Source organism: Psychrobacter fozii (assembly GCF_003217155.1).
Lineage (GTDB): Bacteria > Pseudomonadota > Gammaproteobacteria > Pseudomonadales > Moraxellaceae > Psychrobacter > Psychrobacter fozii.
This window is the reverse complement of record NZ_QJSU01000004.1, coordinates 1-23,907: the sequence shown is the minus strand read 5'-3', so window position 1 is coordinate 23,907 and position 23,907 is coordinate 1. Positions and strand designations below refer to the sequence as shown.

Here is a 23,907-nt window from a genome sequence, read left to right as displayed (position 1 = left end):
GGACAAAAAATGAAAACAGTACAACAAGCCATCGTAGGTCGTCTGCCGTCAATGCTCAAAAGCCACACTTTATTCACCAGTGCATTCATAACAGGCGCATTATTATTAACAGGTTGTCAATCTACTAGTCTCGGCCAGTCTACGGCTATCACGGCACAGCAAACGCCAACCGCGGCCAAAACAGCATTGGCAACCGCGTTACAAAAACAGCGTCGCCAATCATTCAGTTACCACGGCAATATTGAGATTAACAACGATCAGCAGATTGCCAATGCAAAAGAAGAAAAGTCGGTCACGTCAGGTTATATAGATGATTACTGCGAAGACACACACGATCAAGCTTATGCTGACTTGATTTCTCAGGCCGACACGCAAAATAAAGATGTTTTGGATACGGAGTATGACGCTCAGAGAACGACGCTAAAAGACAGTTACCTTGAATGTTCAGATGCTTATGAAGCGTGGGTAGACAGTCAGTATGATAGCGATATTACCGTGCCAGCATCGTACCAGCAGCTGTTTGATAATTATGATGAGCAATCAAAACCAGTAGACGTGAAAAAAGCGAAGCTACTAGATGCTTATCTATTAAAGCCGCTGTCTATCAACTCTCAAGGTGTCTATCAGCCAATGGCTGGCAAGGCTACCATGCTCGCCAGTGTGCAGTACCAAGCGCGCAATCATTACAGTAGCATCAATCAGCCTATTTATATCGATTTCAAAAACGGCGATATCTACCTATGGGCAGATAACTTTGCGATGTTTAATTCAGATTTATTAGATGACAAGCTCGGTACGAAGTGGCGAAATAAGTGGCTAAAGATAGCGATTGACGATGGTACGCTACCAAAAGGTTTCGGTAGTGAGGTGATAAAGAGCCATTTTGAGGCGTTAGACCGTACCTTTGAAGCGGCACCTGTTAGCCAGTTTGATTATGTCGCGCCCAATACACTGGCATCACTGTCTCCTAAATTACCGGAACATCAGTTACCAGTTATGCAAGCAAGTGCTCAAGTGATTCGCCGTGTGCAAAGTGCTGAGAGCTATGAGCAATTTTATCAAGATTATATGCAGATCTTCTACGATCGTATCAGTAAGCAATATCCTGAACTGGTCCAAGATAGTGATGCTTCTTATGAGGCAAGCGACACAGAGACTGATAAATTGACCAGTAGAGCATTGGTACAGCAAGTATTGGCAATGCTGAAAGACAGTATGAATAAGGATGCTGAGACGGAAGAGTCAGAATTATTAGACAATACGACCGTACAAGAGCTGTATGGGTTTGACAAACGTGGTCAGCTCAAGTGGCAGCATTCGCGTAGTGCGTTCCCAAGCAAATATCAGTCCGCTGATAATAAATCAGGCGGCATCGTAATAGACGCTTTGCAGCAATATTCTTCTATCAGCTCTAAAGACATGGCATTCCCAAATTTGCCAAGTGATGTGCAAGTGCCGAATGCCAGTAATAGTATTGATGCGCGACAGTATGGTCGTGAGCTGATGCAATATTATCGTGATGGCAATGGTACGACAATAGGCAAGATGGTATTTGATAGGTTACTGATGGCTGAAAGATAGTTTAATGCTATTGAGGGTGGTGTGGGAAATTATATTAAATAAGGGAATATATAGTGAACTTTGTGACTATTGATGTTGAAACTGCAAATAGTGATATAGGATCTATTTGCCAAATAGGGTTGGCTAAATATTTAAACGGTAAGTTGATTGATACCTATTGCACTTTAGTTGCACCTCAGACCTCCTTCAGTCGTCAAAATATAGAAGTGCATGGTATTACTAGCAGTATGGTGAAAGATGCCCCATCCATGCATGACATCTATGGAAATATACTGAAGTTTATTGGTGAAAATATTGTTGTTAGCTATACGAATTTTGACCAAAGAGCTTTAAGGCAAAGTCTTGACAACCATAAGTTACCGGTACCAGAGCTACAGTGGGTAGATGCGACTGTATTAGTGCGTAGGACTTGTCAGCGCTTTGCGGTTCAAGGTTATAATCTAGCGAATGTATGTAAAGAATGGAATTATCGATTCACTCATCACGATGCCTTAGAGGATGCTAAAGCATGTGGATTTATCACCGTAACTATCCTCAGAGAGAATAGTCTATCGATCCGTGATTGGGTAGAAGCTAGTGAATATAATCGTATTTATCATCAACAGCGACGTGTAAACAATAAGAGTTATCCACGTAATATTACCAAAACTGGAGATGAAGCAGGTCAATACGCAGGACTTAATATTTGTTTTACGGGAGACTTGAGTATTGGTAGAGCAGAGATTGCTGAGATAGCAGCCAAGAATGGGTTTAATGTGAAAGCAGGTGCTTCAAAAAAGCTAGATTACCTCGTGGTTGGTGTTCAAGATTTAACATTGCTGGCAGGCCACGAAAAAAGTAGTAAGCATCGAAAAGTAGAAGAGCTTATACAGAGCGGTATAGATATTAAGGTTTTGGCAGAGAAAGAGTTTTTGAAATTAATTAAAATATCAGATTGATTTAAATATTTATATTAGCAAACAAAAAAGCGCCTCTATTAAATAGGGGCGCTTTTTTATTCAAAACTTATGTCGCTAGATAAAAATCATACTTTTCCGGAGTAGATTATTACATGCCTGGTTGTGGACGTTCGCCACGTGGCTCACGATGGTCTGAACCACGATCACCTTTTTTGTCATTTTTTCTTTCTTCTTTCATTTGTGCAAGTTCGGCACGTTGCTCAGCAGTCAATACTTGAGCAATTGCATGCTGGGTTTGTACACGTTCAATAAAGCGTTGCTTCTCTTTTGCTGCTTGTTGATCAGCCAGACGGTTTACAGCAGCACTATTCAATGTGCGGGCATTGGTCAATGCTTGAATCTGCTGATCCATTTGCGCACGTTCTGCCTGATGTTGTGCACGTTCTGTTTTGCGATCGCCATGCTTCGCTTCCATGATGGCTTTAATTTGTGTTTGTTGTGCTTCGGTCAGATCCAGTTGTGACAATGGGCCTCTCATACCACCTTTTTTCATGTCGCCCTTTTTCATACCGGCTTTATGCTGTTTTTGCATTTTAGTGGCCGATGGTGTGGTATCCGTGTTTGCATTGACGCTGGTACAGGCTGTGACAGTAAATACGCTAGACAATGCTAATACTGAGCCCAATAGTAATTTTTTCATAACAATACCTTTTATTTGATTGATTTGGTTAAGTAAACATTAAACGGTCATCTAGCAAATACTATTTTTAAGTGCTGTAGATAAACACAATACCTGCTGTTGATAGGTGCTATCTTACGACAGTTGAAGGTTACGAACATTTATGAAGTATTAAGAAAAGTAACGTTTATAGCGAATCGATAAGCTCTTGCCTGATAATATAGATAACAAAGCGATTCAAAGCTAAAGGAGAAAAATATGCCAAATATATTATTAGGCGACGATGACGAAGAGTTGACTCAATTATTACAAGAGTACTTACACAATCACGGCATCCAATGTGACTGCGTTCATGATGGTGAGGCAGTCATAAAAAAACTGAAAATGGCGAGTACTCAGGTGCCTATTTATGATTTGCTAGTGCTTGATATTATGATGCCAAAAATGGATGGGCTCAGCGTACTGCGCCAATTACCGAATATTATTGATATCCCTGTCATTATGTTGACAGCAAAAGGCGAGGAGATTGATCGTATCATCGGTCTAGAGCTTGGCGCTGATGATTATATTACCAAACCCTGTAATCCTCGAGAGCTGCTGGCACGTATCAATGCAGTGATTAAACGCACCAATGCGGCGGTGTCAGATCACACACCATTACCAGAAGGTCGCTTGCATCTCGATCAAAATCAGCGAATTTGTCAAATAGATGGTATTGAGTTGCAAGTGACGGGTACAGAGTTTGATCTATTGGTGGCGCTCCTCAAACAAAAAGGCGAGGTGGTCAGTAAAGAATGGCTATCAGAGCATGTATTGCAACGTGAACTTCAGCCTTTTGACCGAAGCTTAGATGTGCATGTGTCACGCCTGCGTAAAAAACTTCAACCTTTTCATGATGAGCCAATAAAAGCGGTTCGTGGTAAAGGTTATCAGCTAGTACTTTAATAATGGAATCATCGATGAATACTCCTAAATTTAAGGTGCGAATCACCCTGTTTTGGCGGCTGTTTTTGAGCCTATTAGTCACCATCCTTATCACTTCTATCTTATCGGTCATGGTAGAGCGTTGGTTGAGTGAAAAAGCGCTCACCGCTCTTATGGATGTGCAGGTCGATACGTTATTGACTAAGCGTCAAGAGATGGTTACGGCACTAGAAGCTGGCGACTTGACAGCCGTCAAGCAGATGTACCATCAAGACCGATGGCTGATGAATCAAATTAGAGTCTATGATGAGCAAGGTGCCATTATATTTCCGCGTTATCGCGATAGGGATGAGCTGAGGCCGGAACTTAGGCCATATGGTCAGCAGGCGATAGAGCCAGACTATTATCGTGATGGAGAGGGAGAGGAGCCAAGACCAAAAAGTAGACCAGAGGGTCAGCAGGCAACAGAGCCACCATCACTAGAGCCAAAGCTGCCAATACAGCCTAGACGTGATAAAGATATGCTGAATGCTCAACCATCGGCATTAAGCTATCTTTTGCCGCCTATGATTCCGAGTAGCGCGACGATAGCTGATTCTGAGAATCGTCCTGAACTGGCCGATGTGACTGTGGCTCTACCAGATGAACAAACCGTTATTATACAGTTGCGTCCGCATTTGCGTTTTTCTGACGTAGTGGAGCTGCAGCATAGTAATTTTCCCATACGTCTGTTATTGATTATTATCTTTAGTATCTTGGTTTGTATTTGGCTCAGTCGTACGATGACTCAGCGTATTCGCCGTGTACAAAACACCGTGCACCGTATGATTGATGGTGACTATCAAGCCCATCCAAATTTATCGAAAATGGGAGATGACGAATTGGGTTTACTTGCTAATGATGTGGTCAAGCTGTCAACACGATTGGCTGAAAGCGAGCTGGCACGCAAGCAGATGTTGAGTGACATCTCGCACGAACTGCGTTCGCCATTGGCACGTCTGGATGTCGCGACTGAGCTGACTCGAGATTTTGCCCCTAATGCCAGTCGCTATCTAGACCGCATAGACAAAGAGTCAGCACGAATGAATGAGTTAATTGAACAAATCATTCATATCCAGTCACTGCAAATGCAGCAATATACCATCGACAACTTAGAAAACGACACGGTCGATATTGCTGAAATTATCAGTGAGATTGGGCAAGACGTCTGTTTCGAGTTTCAAAATAAAGACGTGCAATGGCAATGGCAATCGCCCGATTCTGCACTATTAGCAGCATCAACAACTTCTTTGACAGTGTTAGGCAATCAAGAACAGCTGCATAGTGCCCTTGAAAATATTATTCGCAATGCCTTTATGCATACTGCTCCTAGTTCCAAAGTCATTGCTGAAATTAAAGAAGTAGAGACAGAGGATAAGACACCTGCGATTCAGATCAGCATAACGGACGAAGGCGGCGGTGTGGCAGAAAAGGATTTAGAGCGTATTTTTCAACCATTTGTACGGCTGGACTCTGCGCGGCATCGTGAAACGGGTGGTTATGGGCTAGGACTGGCCATCGTTCATGCAGTAGTGACCGCCCATAAGGGCTATATCCATACTTATAATCGCAAAGACGGAATACAAGGGTTGGTGGTACAAATAGTATTGCCGATAGGATCTAAAGAGGGTTGAGAAGTCATTTTAATCAATTCTATATAACTTGAGTACAGTGTGATGCTTACTTATTTTAAATTTCTATAATGCTCTCATTTGTATTATCTATAGTTAAATTCTAAATCCATAAACACCCTGGATCGACTATTACTAGCATAGTAAATACGCTCTTATCTTATATCTTTGATATATCGATAAGAGCATATTTTTAGAGAAAAAAGTAGACAATTGTATTTTTTTATGATTTCATACCATTCTTTATATTCATTTTTCGACATATATAAGACAGTCGGTATTAAAGTCAAGACAAACGGCATTGTCTCTCTGTATATATTCGGTAATACTAATATATACAGAGAGTAATAAAGATTTCAAGAAATAAAATGTCTTATTTTTCAATGATTAACACAAACAATAACCCATAAAGGCCTCATTGCTATAAGCTCATAAATCATTTTATTTCGTCATAACAACTCTCTACAAGATGGATCTTGTCTTTGGTTTTTAATTCTAACCATTCTGTAAGGGAGTACATGTCATGAACCGCATTTATAAAGTCATCTGGAATGAAGCCTTAAGTTGCTTTACCGCAGTCGGTGAGTATGCGAAGGGGCGTGGTAAGTCTTCCAAATCTAGTGTGAGCGCTAATGCTACCATCAATACAACATCTAACCTGTCTTCTATTCATACCTTGCGCTTGAGCGCGATAGGGCTTGGGCTGCTTGCGGCTGGCTTTGGCGTGCAAGCAAATGCTGAGGTCAATCATTCCAATATCATTCATATTACGGGTCACCAAAGCCATGGCAACGGAAATGGTTATGGCCACGAAAGCCATGGAAATGGTAACGGTTATGGTCATAATAACAATGGCAATAATGGCAATAATGGCAATAATGGCAATAATGGCAATAATGGCAATAATGGCAATAATGGCCTGAAATTTGATGGTGATACTGGTGGCACCATCATACGAAAACACGGCAAAACGTTAAATATTAAAGGTGGCGAAGCTGATACCACCAAGCTTGCTAGCGGCAATAACATAGGTGTGGTGGCTGATGGAAGTGATACCTTAACCATCAAACTGGCAAAAAATCTAACCGATCTAGAAAGTGCGATCTTCAATGGCGGCGTTGTCATTTCATCTACTGGTATCAATGCTGGTCATAAAAAAATCGTTAACGTAGATAGTGGTTTGATTAGTGCTAGTAGCAAAGAGGCGGTTAATGGCTCGCAACTGCATAGCTTAAGCAACACAGTAGCAGCGAATAAAACCAAATACTATAGCGTAAATTCAACCGCTAGCGGTAACGTAAACAATGGTGGGGCAATAGGCTATAACGCTATGGCCATGGGCGGCAACGCAAAAGCAACTGGCAGTCAAACCATTGCGATTGGTAGCTCGGAATCTGGGCAACAGACGATGGCGAGTGGTGAACAATCTATTGCTATCGGCGCAAATGTCGTCTCACGAGGTGGCTCTTCTATTGCCATCGGTGGAGACGATCTAAACCTAGCATCGATATACAATCTCGACGGGACTATCACTGACACCACTCTGAATAGTGGGACAGTAAATACCGCATTTAACGAATATGCTGGTCGAGATTTATTGGATCTAAGCGACCCCTATGCTGGACATACCGAATCGGGTGGTGCGGCTTCCATAGCAATCGGTGTTAAAGCCCGTACAGAAGGTCATCTTGCGACAGCGATAGGTACACATGCTAGCGCTTCTGAAACCGCCTCATCCGCATTCGGTGTGGCGTCTTCTGCTACCGAAAAAGGCGCGTTAGCACTTGGTGCAGGTGCTCAATCTGCTACCCAAAATGGAGTGGCACTGGGATCAAAATCTATTGCTAATGTCGCAGGCGGAGCCACTGGATTTGTGCCAATAGGGACTTTGTTCATCGATGAAAATGCCATTATTGCGACAAAAAGTGTGACACTCGGCGCTGTATCAGTTGGTACTGGGTCAGAAGGCGGTAACCGTCAGATTGTCAACGTTGCAGCGGGCACCAGTAATAGTGATGCAGTGAATGTCGCGCAGCTAAAGGGTTTGCAAAACGGTATCAACAGCACACTTGATAAAGGTATGGATTTCGGCGGTGATACTGGTACTCCTATCAACCGTAAACTCGGTGAACAGCTCATTGTAAAAGGTGGCGAGACAGATAGTGCAAAGCTGTCTAATAACAACAATATCGGTGTGGTTGCTGATGGATCTGATACTTTGACTCTTAAACTGGCAAAAGACGTCACAGGTTTAGATAGTGTCTCGACAGGTGCTAGTTTACTGAATGCCAATGGGCTCACTATTGCAGGCGGTCCAAAATTCACGGCAACGGGTATCAATGCAAATCATCAACAGATCAAAGGTGTGGCAAGTGGTGGTACAACAGCATCCAACGCTGCGAACATCGGCGACTTGAACAAAGCGATTACTGATGTGTCTGACTTGGGATTTGCATTAAAAGCTGCTGATGGCAACACTGTATCTAAGCCACTGGGACAAGCAGTCGAGGTGGTTGGCTCTAATAACAATATCGACACACGAGTAAATAATGGCAAAATCGAAGTTGAACTCAATGACAACCTTGATCTAGGTCATTATGGTAGCGTCAAAATGGGTAGTAGCTCACCTTTTGGACTGGGACCTGTTACGACCGTTAATAAACTGGGCCTTAAAACAGGTAATGCACTGCTCAACACTACTGTTAGTGGTTTAGGTATTGCAGTATCCTCACCTTTATCTACAACTCTTATATCCAGTGATGGTGTCAATATTATTGGTGGTCCAAGTGTCACTAAGAGTGGTGGTATTGATGCTGCTAATAAGAAAATCACAAACGTCGAGGCGGGCACAACTACTCTTGATGCAGTGAATTTTGGTCAATTAGAAGATGTATCAAATGTGGCAGATAGCGCTATACAGAATGTCATTACTCAAATAGATAGTACTGATGTCAAAACACTCAATAAAACTGACAATACCGCCAATTTCCTCACAGGTGATAACATCGTTCTCACCGCTGAGAACGGTGGTATTAAAGTGGCGACAGCAGATGAAGTTGCTTTCACTAGCGTCACTACAGGGGATACATTGCTAAACACAGCTGGTATCAGCTTCCTTGGTGGCAGTACCGTCAGATTGAGCAGCAGTGGCCTCAATAATGGTGGTAATCGAATCACCAATGTAGCGGATGGTAGCGCATTAGGCGACGCCGTCAATGTTAGTCAGCTCAACAGTTCATCTGCCGCTGCTAGAACCAAGGTTGTCAAAGGAACCAACGTATCTAGTGTCGATTTTTCAACCGATAGTGTCACAGGGCAAGACGTTTACACAGTCAATGCCAATGGCGCGACTACCTCAGCAGGCTCTTCAGCCGTCACGGTTACCGCAAGTGACAAAGACATGGCGACTAATACGACCGACTATGCAGTTGACTTGAGTGAAGCCAGCAAAGCCAGCTTAATGAAAGCTGACAGTGCCATGCAGACGGTCATTACTCAAATAGATGGCGCTGAGGTAAAAACGCTTGATCAAACTGACAGCGCGGCCAATTTCCTCACAGGTGATAACATCGTTCTCACCGCTGAGAACGGTGGTATTAAAGTGGCGACAGCAGATGAAGTTGTTTTCACTAGCGTTACTACAGGCGATACATTGCTAAACACGGGTGGTGTCAGCTTCCTTGGCGGCAGTACAGTTAGCCTAAGCAATAGTGGTCTCAATAACGGCGGGAATAAAATCACTAACGTAGATGATGGTGAGGAAGATACAGATGCTGTCAATGTTGGCCAGTTAAATACAACCAATAGCACCGTTGACTTGGGTTTGAACTTTATCGGAGATGATACCGCAGTTGTCGTTAATCGCAAACTAGGTCAGACATTGACGGTTCAAGGCGGCGCAACAGAATTAACTGAGAACAATATCGGTGTCATCGCTGATGATGAAGGCAATCTAAACGTTAGATTGGCTGAAGATGTAGTACTTGGTAAAAATGGTAGCGTGAGAATGGAAAACACGGTACTGAATAATGCAGGCATAACCATCACTGATGGCCCTAATCAGACCATTACGCTTAGCAATGAAGGGCTTGATAATGGTAATAATAGAATTATCAAAGTCGCTGAAGGAATTGCACCAAGTGATGCCGTCAACTTTGCACAGCTCACAACGACCAATAATGAAATTGCTAAAGGTATCAAAATAGGTGATGGCAATAGCGACAATGATCAGCAATTTGCATTGGGTGATACTATCAATGTCACAGGTGATAGCAATCTGACTACTATTGCTTCTGAGACCGGTGTTCAGGTCAAGCTAAATAATCAGCTAGACCTAGGGGACACTGGCAGTATGCAAGTAGGTAATAGCATCATGAGTGATGCAGGCTTTACCTTCGTTAATAATGGCTTAGGTAGAATGGTCTCACAGGTCTCATTGAGTAGCCGTGGCTTAGACAATGGAGGCAACACTATCCGCAACGTTGGGGAAGGTGTGCTAGATACAGATGCTGTAAATGTTGGGCAATTAAAAGAAGTGACTATTGCCTTAGATCAAGGGTGGGGAGTTACGGCTCAAGGTGATATTGCTACCATGGTCAAACAAGGAGATGCTCTCGATCTGAACAGTAGAGATGGTAATATCAAAGTATCTAGAACATCAGTGAATGATGCCACTGCCTTTGCTGCTAGTACGGGACTACAAGATGCAGCAATACCTACCAATGCTAATGATATTAGCTTTGATCTAAACCCAGATATCATCTTAGATAGTGTAACCACTGGTGATACCATTATGAATGACAATGGGTTGACCATTACAGGTGGTCCAAGCATCACGAAAAATGGCATTGATGCCGCTGATAACAAAATCACCAACGTCCAAAATGGTGAAGTTTCGGCAGAAAGCCAGGATGCTGTAAACGGTAGCCAGCTTTATGCACAAGGGAGTGGTATCAGTAGCATTATCGGTGGTGACACTGTCTACAATTCTGAGAGTGGTACATTCACCAACAGTAATATCGGTGGAACAGGTGAGGGCAATATAGATGGTGCGATTGCTTCTATCAGACAAGGCACCATTGAAATCAATGAAAATGTGCAGGTCAACACCACGAACATTGCCACTAACACAACCAATATTTCTACCAATACAAATGATATCGCTACGAATACTAGTAATATCACTACCAATACAACTAATATCGCTACGAACACTAGCAATATTATGACTAACACCACGAACATTAAAACCAACACGGACAAGCTTGATGCTGGACTCAATTTTGGTGCAGACAGTGGCGCTAATATCAACAAGCCAGTTGGAGACGGTAGTGTCCTAAGCTTTACAGGTGGTAATAACATAACCACTACCGCAGAGGGCAGTAGTATCAAGTTTGATTTAAACGGTAACATCAGTGTTGATAGTGTCACAGTGGGTACGACGGTTATCAATAGTAGTGGCATCAGCATGCAAGATGGCCCAAGCATGACTACTCAAGGTCTATATGCTGGTAATCAGCGCATAACAGGTGTCGCTGATGGTGTCGAAGCGACAGATGCGGTCAACTACAGCCAACTGAGTGCGCTAGATAGTAGACTAAATAACAATATGAGCGATCTAGGCTATAAAATTGGTGAAGTCGAAGAGAATGCTAACGCTGGTATTTCAGCAGCAATGGCGATGTCTTCATTACCGCAAGCTTATATTGCAGGCAAGTCAATGATTAGTGGTGGTGTCGGTACGTATAATGGAGAAAGCGCGGTTGCTGTTGGTTTTTCCAAATTATCAAATGATGGCCGTTGGGTCATGAAGATAAATGGTACCGCAGATACTCAGGGCAATGCAGGCGGCGCGATTGGCGCAGGCTTCCATTTTGATTAAAGAGGTCGTTCAATTATGATTGTCAATCAAATATAAAAAAGCAAGACATCGAATGTCTTGCTTTTTTACGGGTAAATAATAGGTATTATACACAATTATTAAGCAGTAAATTCTAAGCAATAAAAAGCGCTTGTACCTTATGTTGTACAAGCGCTAGTACCTATTATAGAAGTCACATTCATATAGTTGAGTTCAAACAATTTCGATACAAGGAAGCCGAGTGCAAGCTATACGTTAGTATGTTTAGCGAGGATGACAATGTAGCGGATTTGTATGGGTTTGACTATACTCTAAACATCGCAGCATTTGGTGTTAATCCAACATAAGCCATGCCAGCTTGATTCATCCAATGAGGCTGCACAATGCCGTGTTGCAAAATCGCATGAATGTCTCTATGCGCTCTTTCTATTCTATGCTGTTTATACAATGAAGCAGTGCCAGCCACCGCATAAATTTCAGATACCATCGCTCGGGCTTCTCTTGCGGCCTCGCACGACGCTGCCCAGACATCCGCAAGTTGCACATCGGTAAAGGTGTTCTGTTGCTGTGATTCGTCCCACAATGTCTCGACGCTATTATGTAACTGTAAGCGCCTAGATGCTAATAGAGTTGTACTCTTTGCGATGGCAGCTTGTACGGTTGCACGGTCGCGTAGATCTGGACTCTTACCAGGCGTGACTCTCTCAAGACACATGTCAATCAGGTCGTCCATTGCGGCCTTTAATACACCTAGAGACATGGCGGCACAACCTGCTGCATTGATACAACCAATAGGTAAGCGACTATAAGCATTATCGATAGCGACAGGGCTATCAAACCCAACAGCGTAAGCTTCTTTTACAAAGGCATCTTTGATGACTATGTCGTGACTGCCTGTGCCATTCAATCCGCCAACATTCCACGTATCAATGACTTCTACTTCTGTCTTTGGAATAAAAAACAGTTTTAGATTTGCTCCTGGCCCCAGAGTGGTTGGAGATCCTTCTGAGACCACCAAACAGCGCAGCACAAACCAATCCGCCAATTCACATCCAGATACTAGTGTCCATCGACCAGATACCATATAGCCATTATCGACCACTGTGGCAACGCCCTCGGGGCGGGCTGAGTTGGCATAAACGTGGGAGGGGTCGTTGTATATCTCTTTCATACTAGACTCGTCTAAAAACCTGCCAAACGTACACGCTAAATGGTTATTCCAAACGATCCAAGCCACTGAAGATTCAGCACTGGCTAAGGTCTCATATACTTTCAAGGTTTCTACAGGATTGCCTTCCCATCCTCCCAGTGATTTTGGCAACCCCATTCTAAACAAGGCGGATTCTGAAAGCTGCTTGACCACGGTCGGTGCAATTTTTCTAGCGGCTTCAGTATCCTCTCTAGCGGATATAGCTAATGGAAAAATCTCAGTAGCTGCGTCAGAAGGTAGAAGGTCTGTCTTGTTTAGCGAAGTGTTATCGTCCATTATCCCCAACCTTTTATAATTGATAAAACAGTGTAATTATTTATAATCAATGAATTTTAATTAATTCTATATTTGACATATAAAGTATTTTATCAAAAATATTCAACAGTTGCTCACTATATAATCAATAATTTGCATATATGCCATATTGTATTGAAAGATGAATGATTAGAAGGGATGTAACGATATTGATTAGTCATCTTTAGCAACTTATTGAGACTTTGGGGCATCAGGCTGCACCATAGGATCTGCATCTGTAAAGGCTTTTAGCCTGCGGCAATGTGCATCAATTTCTATAATATTGGGATAAGCGCTGAGATCTACTTTGAAGCGGCGAGCAGAAGCGACTTGCGGAATGAGATAGCAATCTGCAAGCGTAGGGTTGTCACCGTAGCAAAATTTCCCACGAGTTTTATCTTTTGCTAGTATTTTTTCCAAAGCGGCAAAACCTTCCGTTATCCAGCGATTACACCATGTAATGACATCTTCCTCGTCTACCGAAAGCTCATTACGCAAATATTGCAAGATACGGCGGTTATTAAGGGGGTGAATGTCGCAGCCAATCATGGCGCTAATGGCACGTACTTGCATGCGTCCAGACGCATCTTTAGGCAATAGTGGGTTGTCAGGATAAATATCCTCTAACCATTCCAAGATAGCGGGGCTTTGATAAAGTAATAAATCGTCGGCTTGTAAGACAGGCACCAACCCTTGTGGATTGAGTAATTTAAATGCGCTTTCTAATTGCTCGTCTTGAGCCAAGTTGACCGCGATGTAGTCATAATCCAGGCTCTTTAGGTTCATCGCAATACGAGTACGGTAAGAGGTGCTACTACGAAAGTAGCCATAGAGTGCCATCATTATGAATTCCCTTTTATTATGGTATGTTGTGAGTGAAATAAGCAGTTATAATTCGTTATAGCATTCTTATTTAATGCAATTAATATAAGTATCTTGATATTAAGTCTTTATTTCAATGATGTTTATTTGAATTAACCTAACAAATCATTAATCGAGCAAGCCATGCCAGCAGCTGAAAACCTTATAGACAAATCTGCTACCACCAATAAAAACCAAGGTGGGGTACAGTCACTTGAGATTGGGCTGTCGATACTAGATGTGCTTATCGACCGCAATGAACCTATGATGCTAAAGGACATCGCTGAAGCCATGCAAATGCATCCAGCAAAGTGTCACCGGTATATGGTTAGCCTCATCCGCAAAAATTACGCTCGGCAGCTAAACGATGGGCGCTATGGACTAGGTATTCGAGTCAATGCACTTAGTCATAACGGGGTCAGTTCAAATAACATCTTGGAGCGACTGACTCATGCGGCCAATGAGATCAAAGATATCTTCAACTGCGGGGTGCAAATTGCCAAATGGTTCAGCGAAGGCCCTATCATTATTCAATCTGTTGAGCCAGACAGTCCAATCAGTATCATTACTCGCATTGGTTCACGTATGCCACTGACGACGTCGGCGACAGGTCAGCTGTTTGCCAGTTATCAATCTGACGCGATTATCCAACCACTAGTGATGGCTGAATGGCATACAAGCGATGAAACAGCTAAAGTAGAACAGTGGCGGAACTTTACTCAACTACAAGCCAACATTCGTACCCATGGCTATGCAACTGTCACGGGTGATATGGTGATGGGTATTAATGCCATTACCATTCCTATTATCGTACCTCAGCAGACAGATGATATCACCAGTCAGTCTACGGTTACCGTTGAATCAGCTACTCAGAGCTTGCCATTAGAGTATGCCATTACGGTCATCGGAACCACAGAGCAGTTACCGATGAGCGAGCAACATCATGTGGTCGAACAAATATTAGCGATAGCACAGCGTTATCAACTAGCATAGCCAGTATTTTGTGCTATAAGCTAACTGGCTATCGCATCAAAAGATTTATTTTCGAACATCATCTAATGATATTTATCCTCTAAACCATACAGGCGTTACTGGCCGCTTTTGCCTTCTCGTATACGTTGTCAGCGTCTAGGCCAGTCGCATTGACTTCATCAAGGTAATGTTGAGAGCCTTCTATTAATGGGCCTCTCCAATCCGGGTCATTGAGTGGATCAGGGATGTCAATCATAATATCGCCTTTTGCTTTGGCGGCGGCCATCGCTTTGGCATTACTGACGTCAAATACCTTAGAGATATGCGCTGCCAGCTCTGCACCAGAATTGTCATCAATCACTTTTTTGAGGTCATCAGGCAAACTGTTATATTTATCTTTATTCATACTGATAACGAAGGTGGAATTGTAAAAAGGAATGTTGGTGTGCGTATTGATTAGCTCATCAAGGCGAAAAGCTTGGATAGGCTGCCAAGTAAAACTAAGCCCATCAATGACGCCGCGCTGAAGAGAGGTATAAGTATCGCTGGCAGGCATGCCGACAGGTGCGGCGCCAGTCGCTTCGATGATGTGGCTAGCAACCGCAGAAGGTTGGCGAATACGTAGACCTTTCATATCGGCTGGCGTGCGAATCGGCTTATCAACTGTATGAAGCGCACCTTGACCAGTCCCTATCAAAGCGAGCAAATGAGTGTCTTCGTATTCATCTTTAATGACACCTTCATCATATAGCTTATGAAGTATACAGCTCTGCTGCTGTGCAGTATTTGTGATGCCTGGCAACTCTACGATTTGAGTCAAAGGGAATCGTCCTGCTGTATATCCTTGCGCTTGCATACCAATATCCACACTACCTTTCGCTGTAGCATCATAAGTAGACCCTGGTTTGCTGAGCGTCGCAGAAGGGTATATCTCAACCTTTAATCGGCCTTTTGATTCCGCTTCAATTTTCTTTGCCCAAGGTTCCAATGCTTCGGTGTTTATGTTGTCAGTGGCAGTCATAAAATGCGAGAATCGCAACGTCGTCACTTCACCTGTATCCGTAGATGTGCTGACCGATTGGTCGTTATTGGAGCAGCCACTCATTGCAAGCGAGGCAGCCAAGAGTATTCCTAGAGGGGTTTTTACTTTCATCATAGAATCCTTTCATGATGGTTAGGGCATGGTTCGCTACCTATTGATACCTAAGGCGTGTCGTTAATCATCACTTTTAGGCTTAAAGCGATAATTAATCAGTCATATGAAAAAAGGTAGCAAATAAAATGATAGGGCAGTTACTCACCGACAGGCGCGATTTCTCTTGCTTCAGCCAATTCGTCACTGTGCAAAAACTGCGTATGTGCTGGCGCGCGTTTGGTACGAGACCACTCATCTAGCATGTCTTGCTTGATGGCGTCTGTAATCATCGAGACTTTGTCTTCTGAGGTCGGATCATCATAGGTCAGCTCGAGGCGATGCCCATTGGGATCAAAGAAGTAAATAGAGTGAAAAATACCGTGATTGGTCACGCCAATGACGTCAATGCCACCTTGTTCTAAATGCGCTTTGGCTATCAGTAGCTCATTACGGTCTTTGACCTTTAGCGCCAAATGCTGCACCCAATTTGGGGTGTTTGGATCAAAACCCATCTCAGGTTGATTGGGTACTTCAAAGAAAGCCAATACATTGCCACTACCAGCATTCAAGAAGACATGCATATAAGGGTCAAAGGCTTTGGTTGAAGGCACATGGTCTTCTGCGAAGGCTAAGATGAAATCCATGTTTAGGTGTTCTTGATACCATTCAACGGTTTCTTTGGCATCTTTGCAGCGATAAGCCACATGATGAATTTTTTCAATGGTAAAGCTCATATCAAACTCCTTTTGATAGGGCGTGTCGTTAATATCAATAGACAAACTGCCAGTGCTGATAGACGGTATGTCATTATTTTCTGACAGTTTGAATATACTTTTACGCCTTTTTTATATACGATTGTTATTTATCAAAATCGAAGCTAAGCGCTGGTAATATCTTGCCGCGTACTTCACCAAATCCAACACGAATACCATCTTTTTCGCTATAGCCTTTCATAATGACCGTGTCACCATCTTCGATAAAACTGCGCGTCTCGCCGCCTTTTAGCGTGACTGGTTTGGTAGCGTTCCAAGCAATCTCTAGCATCGAGCCATAAGAGTCAGGCGTTGGCCCTGAAATCGTGCCTGAGCCCATCATGTCGCCGACTTCAACTTTGCAGCCAGTGATGGTGTGGTGGGTGAGCTGCTGTGCCATTGACCAATACATATATTTAAAATTGGTCTCGCAAATGACCGTCGCTTTTTCTGCATCTTTAGGTAGTAACTCAACGGACAGATGGATATCAAAGCTGTTATCACTCGATTTTTCATTGAGGTAAGCCAGCGGCTTGGGTTCTTGTGCTGGACAAGCTGTTTTAAACGGCGCCAATGCATCCATAGTGATAATCCAAGGGGAAACTTCAGACGCAAAGGTTTTGGCATTAAATGGACCTAATGGCACGTATTCCCACTTTTGTATGTCCCGGGCTGACCAATCATTGAGCAAAACCATACCAAAGATATGATCAGAGGCATCATCCACCGCGATTGGTTGACCGATATGATTGCCTTTACCAACGACAAAGGCAGTCTCTAACTCAAAATCCAAGCGCTTACAGGCAGAAAAAATAGGACGGTCATCAGGATTGGGTTTTAGCTGGCCTGATGGGCGTACGATATCCGTTCCGCTCACGATGACAGTGCTGGCACGTCCGTTATAGCCGACGGGCATTTCGTTCCAGTTAGGCAGTAGGGCGTTGTTTGGATCACGGAACATGGTGCCGACGTTGGTCGCATGTTCTTTAGAAGAGTAGAAGTCTGTAAATCCAGGCACTCGTACAGGCAAATGCATGGTGACGTCTGCTTGTTTAAACAGCGCCTTTTTCTGTAAGTCTGCATTGTCACGTAAGGTAGCATTGTCGCTGGACAGTAGCGTTTGAATGGTTTGACGTGCCTGCGTCCAGTTGTCTCGACCTGAGTCGATAAAAGCATTTAGAGTAGATTGGTTAAAATAAGGACCACCATTCAAACTTAATAGCCCTTCTGTCTCTAATACAGACAAATCAAGCACGTGCTCACCGATAGCAACACCAGCGCGGTGTTTGCCACTTTTGGTATCGCTAAAAATGCCATAAGGAAGATTGTGAATAGAAAAGTCAGAGTCAGAGGCGATATTGATAAATGAGGTGAGAGTATTGTCAATCGTTGACATGGTTTGCTCCTTGCTAATATTAATTACGTTATAATTAACTACTTACGTATAATGTAATTTATTGATATATCGATTGCAAGTTTTTTGTGCAATGTCTTTCGTGAAAAGCTTCTTTGAAAAGTTATTACCGTTGTTTTGACTACATGGTTTTGACTAGGGCATGCCCTAAATACTGCACACAAAAAAAGGCTGAGCAATCGCTCAGCCTTTTTTATTGGTATCTGTTTTTTACTAGGTTACGTTTTTAATGCGTGATTAAATCAGTCTTTTAAGACTTCAACCATCGCATTGGCAACATAATCGATATTGCTGCTGTTCAAGCCCGCAACACACATACGCGAGTTAGATACCATGTAGATACCAAACTTGGTTTGTAGCTGTTCGACTTGCTCAGGAGTGAGACCAGTAAAGCTGAACATACCGTTTTGATCGGTCAAGTAATCAAAGCTACGACCAGGGATTTTAGCTTCTAATACTGACTTTAGCTTGGTACGCATAGATTTGATACGGTCACGCATCGCGTAAACTTCACCAACCCATTGCTCATGTAATACTTCGTCATTCATCACGATATCGACGACACGACCACCATGTGATGGTGGGCTTGAGTAGATGCGGCGTACAGTCGCATTTAGCTGACCGAAGACGCGTTTGGCTTCATCTGCTGTTGGGCAAACGACAGATAGACCGCCGACACGCTCACCGTATAGCGATAAGTTTTTAGAGAATGAGTTGCTCACAAATAGTGGCAGCCCCATATCTACGGCTTTACGGATAGCGTAAGCATCGCTGTCCATGTCTTCGCCAAAACCTTGGTAAGCAATGTCCATGAATGGAATCAATTCACGAGCTTGGATGACGTTTAGCACGGTATCCCACTGCTCACGGGTCAAGTCCATACCGGTTGGGTTGTGGCAGCAAGGGTGTAATAATATGACGTCGTTTTTGTTCAACGTTTCAAAAAACGCAATCATCTCGTCAAATTTGATGCTACTAGTTGTTTTGTCGTAGTACGGATATTTACCGACTTCAACATCAGAGCCTTCAAAGATAGCAATGTGGTTGCCCCACGTTGGATCACTCACGTAGCACTTGGCTTGTGGGAACCATTGATGCATGAACTCTGCACCTACTTTCAACGCACCAGAACCGCCGATAGTCGCGATGGTCGCAACCAAATCGTCTTTTAAGATTTGAGCGTCTTTACCAAACAGCAATTCTTGACAGCCTTTACGGTGTCCTGGTAAGCCAGCCATCGGTAAGTATGGACGAGGAGATACTGGGTCTGCAATACGCTGCTCAGCGATTTTTACACACTCGAGTACTGGCAACTTGCCATCCTCATCATAATAGACGCCCACGCCTAAATTTACTTTATCCGGGTTGTTGTCTGCTGCAAACTTGTCCATCAATCCTAGGATTGGATCACCCGCATAATAATCGATACGTTCAAACATTTTTTTTCCTTACAAGAGATATAAATTGAGGCGTTAAAAAGAATAGAGCAAATCGGCCGTTAACTCAATATCAGATTCAGTTATTCTGGTGAATTTATAAAATAATTAACGAAGGAATGCCCTCAACTCAATCAATGGCCAGCTAGATGGGTTAAAAATGATCAAATCTTGCCAAACAGCATCAAATAGCCAGTTAGCGTTTCGATATTATCTGCGTCATCTTATCATTTGCTTTACCTTGCTCATTTTCTGAGTCGCCCAACAATAATACTCAAATACGCTGTAAATCGTTAAAGTGGCTCGAAAAATACGTTTGCAAAAACATCTTAAACGCGATGGTCGCTGGTGACAAAGCACGAGACGCCCGTTGATAGATAAAGAACTGACGCATTCTAACAGGCTGTGCCAGTGGTCGCATTTGTAAACCGTTGGCACTTACCCAGTCGATAACTTCGGGCATGTAGGGCAGGCACAGCGTAATGCCAAATCCTTGACGGGTCATCTCAAGCGCCGTGGACATAAAATTGACTTTATAGCGCGCTTGCTGGATATGAGTGGTGATACGCTCGTCCAGTTCCGCGGTCACTTGCTCTATAAATGGCCCTTGCAGCGTGATGAGTGGAATGTCTAATAAATCCTGCCATGTAATTTCACTCTTTTGTGCCAATGCATGGCTATCTGGCATGACCACGCAAAATGGCAACTGATATAACAAATCTGCCCTGATGTTATCCTCCGTCTCCGTAAAGTCAAGCTCGGTACCGACTCCTAAATCTACTTCGATATCTTGGATATGTCTCAGTAAGTTCTCTGCAGAGCAATCTACCAACGACACGCTAATCTCGGGATGTTTTTTGGCAAACTGAGCGATCACTGCTGGCATAGAGGAAGCTGCGAACTGGGAAACGGCCAGTCGCACTTGACCTTGCGCTAGGCTGGTCAAGCTACTCGCTTCATTTTCAAACAGTTGCATCTCATTCAAGATGCGCCGTGCTTGTGGCAATAGATGCCGTCCGACTGCGGACAAAGACAGCTGGCGCGTCGTACGGTCGAATAACACGATACCGAGGCTAGACTCTAATTCTTTAATCAAACCACTAACGGCAGATTGTGTCAAATGCATCTGATCGCTGGCACGAGTGAAACTGCCATTGTCAGCGACTTGGATAAATGCGGTGAGTTGGCGAATGCTGATATTCATAAGTAAACCTGATAAATAAATCATAAAAAACAATTAGTCTTATAAATAAACCTAATCTAATATAAATACAACGTCAACAATAAAGATTGATTATCAATCGTTTTATGGACTTTTACTACTAACCGACTTTTTACCACCAATTGAAATTAAGGATGATTACAATGGCAGATTTATTTGAAAACCCAATGGGCCTGAATGGGTTTGATTTTGTTGAATTCGCCTCACCTCAACCTGATGCTGTCGAGGCATTGTTCAAACAGCTTGGCTTTACACATGTGGCCAACCATCGCTCAAAGGACGTTGCGCTATACCGTCAAGGTGACATCAATCTTATCCTAAACCGTGAGCCAAAAAGCCAAGCCAGTTACTTCGTTGAAGAGCATGGTGCTGGTGCTTGTAGTATGGGTTTTCGCGTACAAAACTCCCAAAAAGCTTATGAGCGTGCTATCGAAATGGGCGCGCAGCCAGTAGAGGTGCCAACTGGCGTGATGGAGCTGAGACTACCTGCTATCAAAGGCATTGGTGGTTCATTGATTTATTTGATTGACCGTTATAAAGATGGCGAGTCTATCTATGATGTCGATTTTGAGTTTTTTGCAGACATCGATAGAAACCCTGTCGGGTATGGTTTCAAAGTCATCGACCATTTAACCCATAACGTCTACCGTGGGCGTATGGCGTATTGGGCAAACTTTTATGAGCGCATCTTTAATTTCCGTGAAATCCGTTTCTTTGATATCAAAGGTGAATACACAGGGCTGACCAGTAAAGCCATGACGGCTCCTGATGGCAAAATTCGTATTCCGCTAAATGAAGAAGCCAAACAGGGCGGTGGCCAAATCGAAGAGTATTTGATGCATTTCAATGGCGAAGGCATCCAACATATTGCGCTGGCTTGCGACGATTTATTTGCCAGTATCGATAAGCTAAAAGCGGCTGGCATTCCGCTCATGACCGCACCAACTGCTGCTTACTATGAAATGTTGAGTGAGCGCTTGCCAAACCATGGCGAAAATGTGGCTGAATTGCAAACGCGTGGCATTTTATTAGATGGCACGACTGAAGGTGGCACACCGCGTCTACTGCTCCAGATTTTTTCTGAAACCATCTTAGGTAGCCCAGTGTTTTTTGAGTTTATCCAACGCAAAGGCGATTATGAAGACGGCTTTGGTGAAGGTAATTTTAAGGCATTGTTTGAGTCGATAGAACGCGATCAAGTACGTCGCGGCACGGTTGGTCAGCCAGAGACTGAAACACCATAAAACCACTCTACACTCAAAAAATTCAACAACTGGACAAGACAAAAGGAGTTTGGCTTGTCCTCATGTACTCTTCAATAGGTACGTTACTTAAAAGCACGAGTACAAATGTCACAAGTGCAAAGGTAACGTACGGATTGCGATAAAAGGAATGCAGGCATGGAACGCCTATCACATATAGACCCTCTCAATACAGCCATCGGTACCAATAGCGTTGCAACTAACAAGCAAAGCGACGATGCGCCCAGTCGTCCTAACGCGACGAATAAAAAACAGCCGTATATCTCGCACCAGCCAGATAGTAATGGTCATATTCACTATAGTGATGATGAGAATGCGATGTGGCAAGCGTTGCTAGCGCGTCAAGCTCAGCATATACCCAATCGCGCTTGTCCTGCATATCTAGAAGGCTTGAAAAAGCTGAATTTGCCCCCCAGTCGCATTCCACAACTGCATGATATCGACGACGTTCTGCAAGCGACCACTGGCTGGCAAACGGCTGCTGTTCCTGCCTTAATCAGCTTTGGAAAATTCTTCAAATTACTGGCCAACAAATCGTTTCCTGTGGCGACTTTTATTCGTCGATTCGATGACATGGACTATATCGAAGAGCCTGATATCTTTCATGAAATCGTCGGACATTGCCCACTGTTGACACATCCTGCGTTTGCGACATTTAATGAGACGTATGGCAAGTTGGGTCTGAATGCCAGCAAAGAAGAAAGATGGTTTCTGGCACGGCTCTACTGGTTTACCATCGAGTTTGGTCTGGTCGGACAAACTCAAGATAATCGCCGAATCTATGGCGGCGGCATTTTAAGCTCACCATCTGAAACAGTCTATGCGCTTAGAGAGCATTCTGATCAGCAAGGTGAAAGCCTACATCAAGTAGAGCGCCAACCAGAGCATCGTGCGTTTGATTTACTCGACGTACTCCGCACCCCTTATCGAATCGACCATATCCAACCAATTTACTATGTGATTGATGATTTGGATACGCTATTTGACATCGTCGATAGCGATATCATGGGAGTGGTCAAAAAGGCCATGTCAATGGGTCTGTTTGAGCCAAGTTATCCTATAAAAAATGCCTGATTGATTTATGGTGTTAAAGATAGTTTTTATACGATATAAAATGAAGTAGTGAAGTATAAGCGTCAACATGGACGTACATTTCTTAATTAATATAAAAGGACATAATAATGACGACATTATCACAAGACAGCTGCGAAGCTTGTCGTATCGGCGCACCGAAAGTCGACGATGCTAAGGCGCATGAGCTGTTGCAGCAGATTCCTGATTGGTCGTTGATTGAAGTGGATGGTATCAAGCAATTACAACGTCAATATAAATTCAAAAACTTCGTCACGGCAATGGCATTTGCCAATCAGTTGGCAGACATTGCAGAAGCAGAGGGGCATCATCCGGGCATGCTGGTAGAGTGGGGCAAGGTGACCGTCACTTGGTGGTCGCATAGTATCAAAGGTCTACATCGCAATGATTTTGTCATGGCGGCTAAGACCGATCGCTTGCTAGATTGAGCGTAAAACGACTCGTCAATTCGAAAACTAAATTTAACTGGCAACATAAGGATGTGTGATGCCTCCAAGAATTCTCACCCATATCTCCCCTCAGCAAGCCTTCATCATATCAGCCATCGTTATCGCCATCATGGGTGTTACCATGATCGGCTTTGGTTGGGTGCCGCATCTCTCATTGATACTCGCCATCTGTGTCTTATTAGGCATTGGCGCCTT

General features: G+C 43.4%; 17 protein-coding genes and 1 pseudogene. 10 read left to right on the top strand and 8 right to left on the bottom strand.

From position 1 onward, the window contains the following. Positions 1-9: 9 nt before the first annotated feature. Complete coding sequence (locus DFP82_RS06225; RefSeq protein ID WP_110922873.1) at positions 10-1,581, top strand: hypothetical protein; 1,572 nt, start codon at positions 10-12, stop codon at positions 1,579-1,581. Between the two features lie 53 nt (positions 1,582-1,634). Next, a complete protein-coding gene (locus DFP82_RS06220) occupies positions 1,635-2,519 on the top strand; it encodes an exonuclease domain-containing protein (protein ID WP_181416257.1) in 885 nt (294 codons plus the stop codon). 109 nt (positions 2,520-2,628) lie between these two features. Here the strand turns inward: DFP82_RS06220 and DFP82_RS06215 are convergent, their stop codons facing one another. Continuing rightward, on the bottom strand, positions 2,629-3,180 hold the full coding sequence (locus tag DFP82_RS06215) for a Spy/CpxP family protein refolding chaperone (RefSeq protein WP_110922871.1): 552 nt from the start codon (positions 3,178-3,180) through the stop codon (positions 2,629-2,631). 237 nt (positions 3,181-3,417) lie between these two features. On the opposite strand from DFP82_RS06215, the gene DFP82_RS06210 reads away from it, so the two are divergent. The 3 genes from DFP82_RS06210 to DFP82_RS06200 all read left to right on the top strand — a co-directional run bounded on the left by DFP82_RS06210 (position 3,418) and on the right by DFP82_RS06200 (position 11,634). After that, on the top strand, positions 3,418-4,104 hold the full coding sequence (locus DFP82_RS06210) for a response regulator transcription factor (protein WP_110922870.1): 687 nt from the start codon (positions 3,418-3,420) through the stop codon (positions 4,102-4,104). A gap of 14 nt (positions 4,105-4,118) precedes the next feature. Continuing rightward, positions 4,119-5,756: an ATP-binding protein gene (locus tag DFP82_RS06205; protein ID WP_110922869.1), complete on the top strand. Its 1,638-nt coding sequence runs from the start codon at positions 4,119-4,121 to the stop codon at positions 5,754-5,756. Positions 5,757-6,276: 520 nt separating this feature from the next. Then, complete coding sequence (locus DFP82_RS06200; RefSeq protein ID WP_110922868.1) at positions 6,277-11,634, top strand: YadA-like family protein; 5,358 nt, start codon at positions 6,277-6,279, stop codon at positions 11,632-11,634. 283 nt (positions 11,635-11,917) lie between these two features. Here DFP82_RS06200 and DFP82_RS06195 read toward each other — a convergent pair whose 3' ends face one another. Both DFP82_RS06195 and maiA read right to left on the bottom strand, forming a co-directional pair. Then, a complete protein-coding gene (locus DFP82_RS06195) occupies positions 11,918-13,099 on the bottom strand; it encodes an acyl-CoA dehydrogenase family protein (RefSeq protein ID WP_110922867.1) in 1,182 nt (393 codons plus the stop codon). A gap of 210 nt (positions 13,100-13,309) precedes the next feature. Continuing rightward, the gene (gene maiA / locus DFP82_RS06190) at positions 13,310-13,957 is read right to left on the bottom strand and encodes a maleylacetoacetate isomerase (RefSeq protein WP_220034722.1); all 648 of its coding nucleotides are present in this window, start codon (positions 13,955-13,957) and stop codon (positions 13,310-13,312) included. Positions 13,958-14,122: 165 nt separating this feature from the next. Between maiA and DFP82_RS06185 the strand changes: the two genes are divergently transcribed. Next, complete coding sequence (locus tag DFP82_RS06185; protein ID WP_110922865.1) at positions 14,123-14,971, top strand: IclR family transcriptional regulator; 849 nt, start codon at positions 14,123-14,125, stop codon at positions 14,969-14,971. A gap of 79 nt (positions 14,972-15,050) precedes the next feature. On the opposite strand, the gene DFP82_RS06180 is transcribed toward DFP82_RS06185, so the two are convergent. From DFP82_RS06180 to DFP82_RS06160, 5 genes are all read right to left on the bottom strand, one after another. Then, positions 15,051-16,103 (bottom strand): TRAP transporter substrate-binding protein, encoded by a 1,053-nt coding sequence (locus DFP82_RS06180; RefSeq protein ID WP_110922864.1) that lies wholly within the window; start codon positions 16,101-16,103, stop codon positions 15,051-15,053. Between the two features lie 140 nt (positions 16,104-16,243). Further along, positions 16,244-16,819, bottom strand: a complete 576-nt coding sequence (locus tag DFP82_RS06175) for a VOC family protein (protein ID WP_110922863.1) — start codon at positions 16,817-16,819, stop codon at positions 16,244-16,246. Positions 16,820-16,943: 124 nt separating this feature from the next. Continuing rightward, positions 16,944-18,233 (bottom strand): fumarylacetoacetase, encoded by a 1,290-nt coding sequence (fahA, locus tag DFP82_RS06170; protein WP_110922862.1) that lies wholly within the window; start codon positions 18,231-18,233, stop codon positions 16,944-16,946. A gap of 260 nt (positions 18,234-18,493) precedes the next feature. Continuing rightward, a complete protein-coding gene (locus DFP82_RS06165; protein ID WP_110922861.1) occupies positions 18,494-19,690 on the bottom strand; it encodes an amino acid aminotransferase in 1,197 nt (398 codons plus the stop codon). A gap of 271 nt (positions 19,691-19,961) precedes the next feature. Then, positions 19,962-20,891, bottom strand: a complete 930-nt coding sequence (locus tag DFP82_RS06160) for a LysR family transcriptional regulator (protein ID WP_110923089.1) — start codon at positions 20,889-20,891, stop codon at positions 19,962-19,964. Between the two features lie 161 nt (positions 20,892-21,052). Between DFP82_RS06160 and hppD the strand changes: the two genes are divergently transcribed. The 4 genes and pseudogenes from hppD to DFP82_RS14810 form a co-directional block, all read left to right on the top strand. Further along, a complete protein-coding gene (gene hppD / locus DFP82_RS06155) occupies positions 21,053-22,153 on the top strand; it encodes a 4-hydroxyphenylpyruvate dioxygenase (protein WP_110922860.1) in 1,101 nt (366 codons plus the stop codon). Between the two features lie 156 nt (positions 22,154-22,309). Next, positions 22,310-23,245, top strand: a complete 936-nt coding sequence (phhA, locus tag DFP82_RS06150; RefSeq protein WP_110922859.1) for a phenylalanine 4-monooxygenase — start codon at positions 22,310-22,312, stop codon at positions 23,243-23,245. A 107-nt stretch (positions 23,246-23,352) separates the two neighbouring features. Next, complete coding sequence (locus tag DFP82_RS06145) at positions 23,353-23,691, top strand: 4a-hydroxytetrahydrobiopterin dehydratase (protein WP_110922858.1); 339 nt, start codon at positions 23,353-23,355, stop codon at positions 23,689-23,691. 58 nt (positions 23,692-23,749) lie between these two features. After that, positions 23,750-23,907, top strand: a pseudogene (locus DFP82_RS14810) (Na+/H+ antiporter NhaC); the annotation flags it as partial.

Bases quoted from the DNA above. Each gene is read 5' to 3' on its own strand.
- DFP82_RS06165 (WP_110922861.1), bottom strand. From the start codon at position 19,690: ATGTTTGAACGTATCGATTATTATGCGGGTGATCCAATCCTAGGATTG.
- fahA (WP_110922862.1), bottom strand. From the start codon at position 18,233: ATGTCAACGATTGACAATACTCTCACCTCATTTATCAATATCGCCTCT.
- DFP82_RS06160 (WP_110923089.1), bottom strand. From the start codon at position 20,891: ATGAATATCAGCATTCGCCAACTCACCGCATTTATCCAAGTCGCTGAC.
- DFP82_RS06175 (WP_110922863.1), bottom strand. From the start codon at position 16,819: ATGAGCTTTACCATTGAAAAAATTCATCATGTGGCTTATCGCTGCAAA.
- DFP82_RS06145 (WP_110922858.1), top strand. From the start codon at position 23,353: ATGACGACATTATCACAAGACAGCTGCGAAGCTTGTCGTATCGGCGCA.
- maiA (WP_220034722.1), bottom strand. From the start codon at position 13,957: ATGGCACTCTATGGCTACTTTCGTAGTAGCACCTCTTACCGTACTCGT.
- hppD (WP_110922860.1), top strand. From the start codon at position 21,053: ATGGCAGATTTATTTGAAAACCCAATGGGCCTGAATGGGTTTGATTTT.
- DFP82_RS06210 (WP_110922870.1), top strand. From the start codon at position 3,418: ATGCCAAATATATTATTAGGCGACGATGACGAAGAGTTGACTCAATTA.
- DFP82_RS06195 (WP_110922867.1), bottom strand. From the start codon at position 13,099: ATGGACGATAACACTTCGCTAAACAAGACAGACCTTCTACCTTCTGAC.
- DFP82_RS06225 (WP_110922873.1), top strand. From the start codon at position 10: ATGAAAACAGTACAACAAGCCATCGTAGGTCGTCTGCCGTCAATGCTC.
- DFP82_RS06215 (WP_110922871.1), bottom strand. From the start codon at position 3,180: ATGAAAAAATTACTATTGGGCTCAGTATTAGCATTGTCTAGCGTATTT.
- DFP82_RS06180 (WP_110922864.1), bottom strand. From the start codon at position 16,103: ATGAAAGTAAAAACCCCTCTAGGAATACTCTTGGCTGCCTCGCTTGCA.
- phhA (WP_110922859.1), top strand. From the start codon at position 22,310: ATGGAACGCCTATCACATATAGACCCTCTCAATACAGCCATCGGTACC.
- DFP82_RS06200 (WP_110922868.1), top strand. From the start codon at position 6,277: ATGAACCGCATTTATAAAGTCATCTGGAATGAAGCCTTAAGTTGCTTT.
- DFP82_RS06205 (WP_110922869.1), top strand. From the start codon at position 4,119: ATGAATACTCCTAAATTTAAGGTGCGAATCACCCTGTTTTGGCGGCTG.
- DFP82_RS06185 (WP_110922865.1), top strand. From the start codon at position 14,123: ATGCCAGCAGCTGAAAACCTTATAGACAAATCTGCTACCACCAATAAA.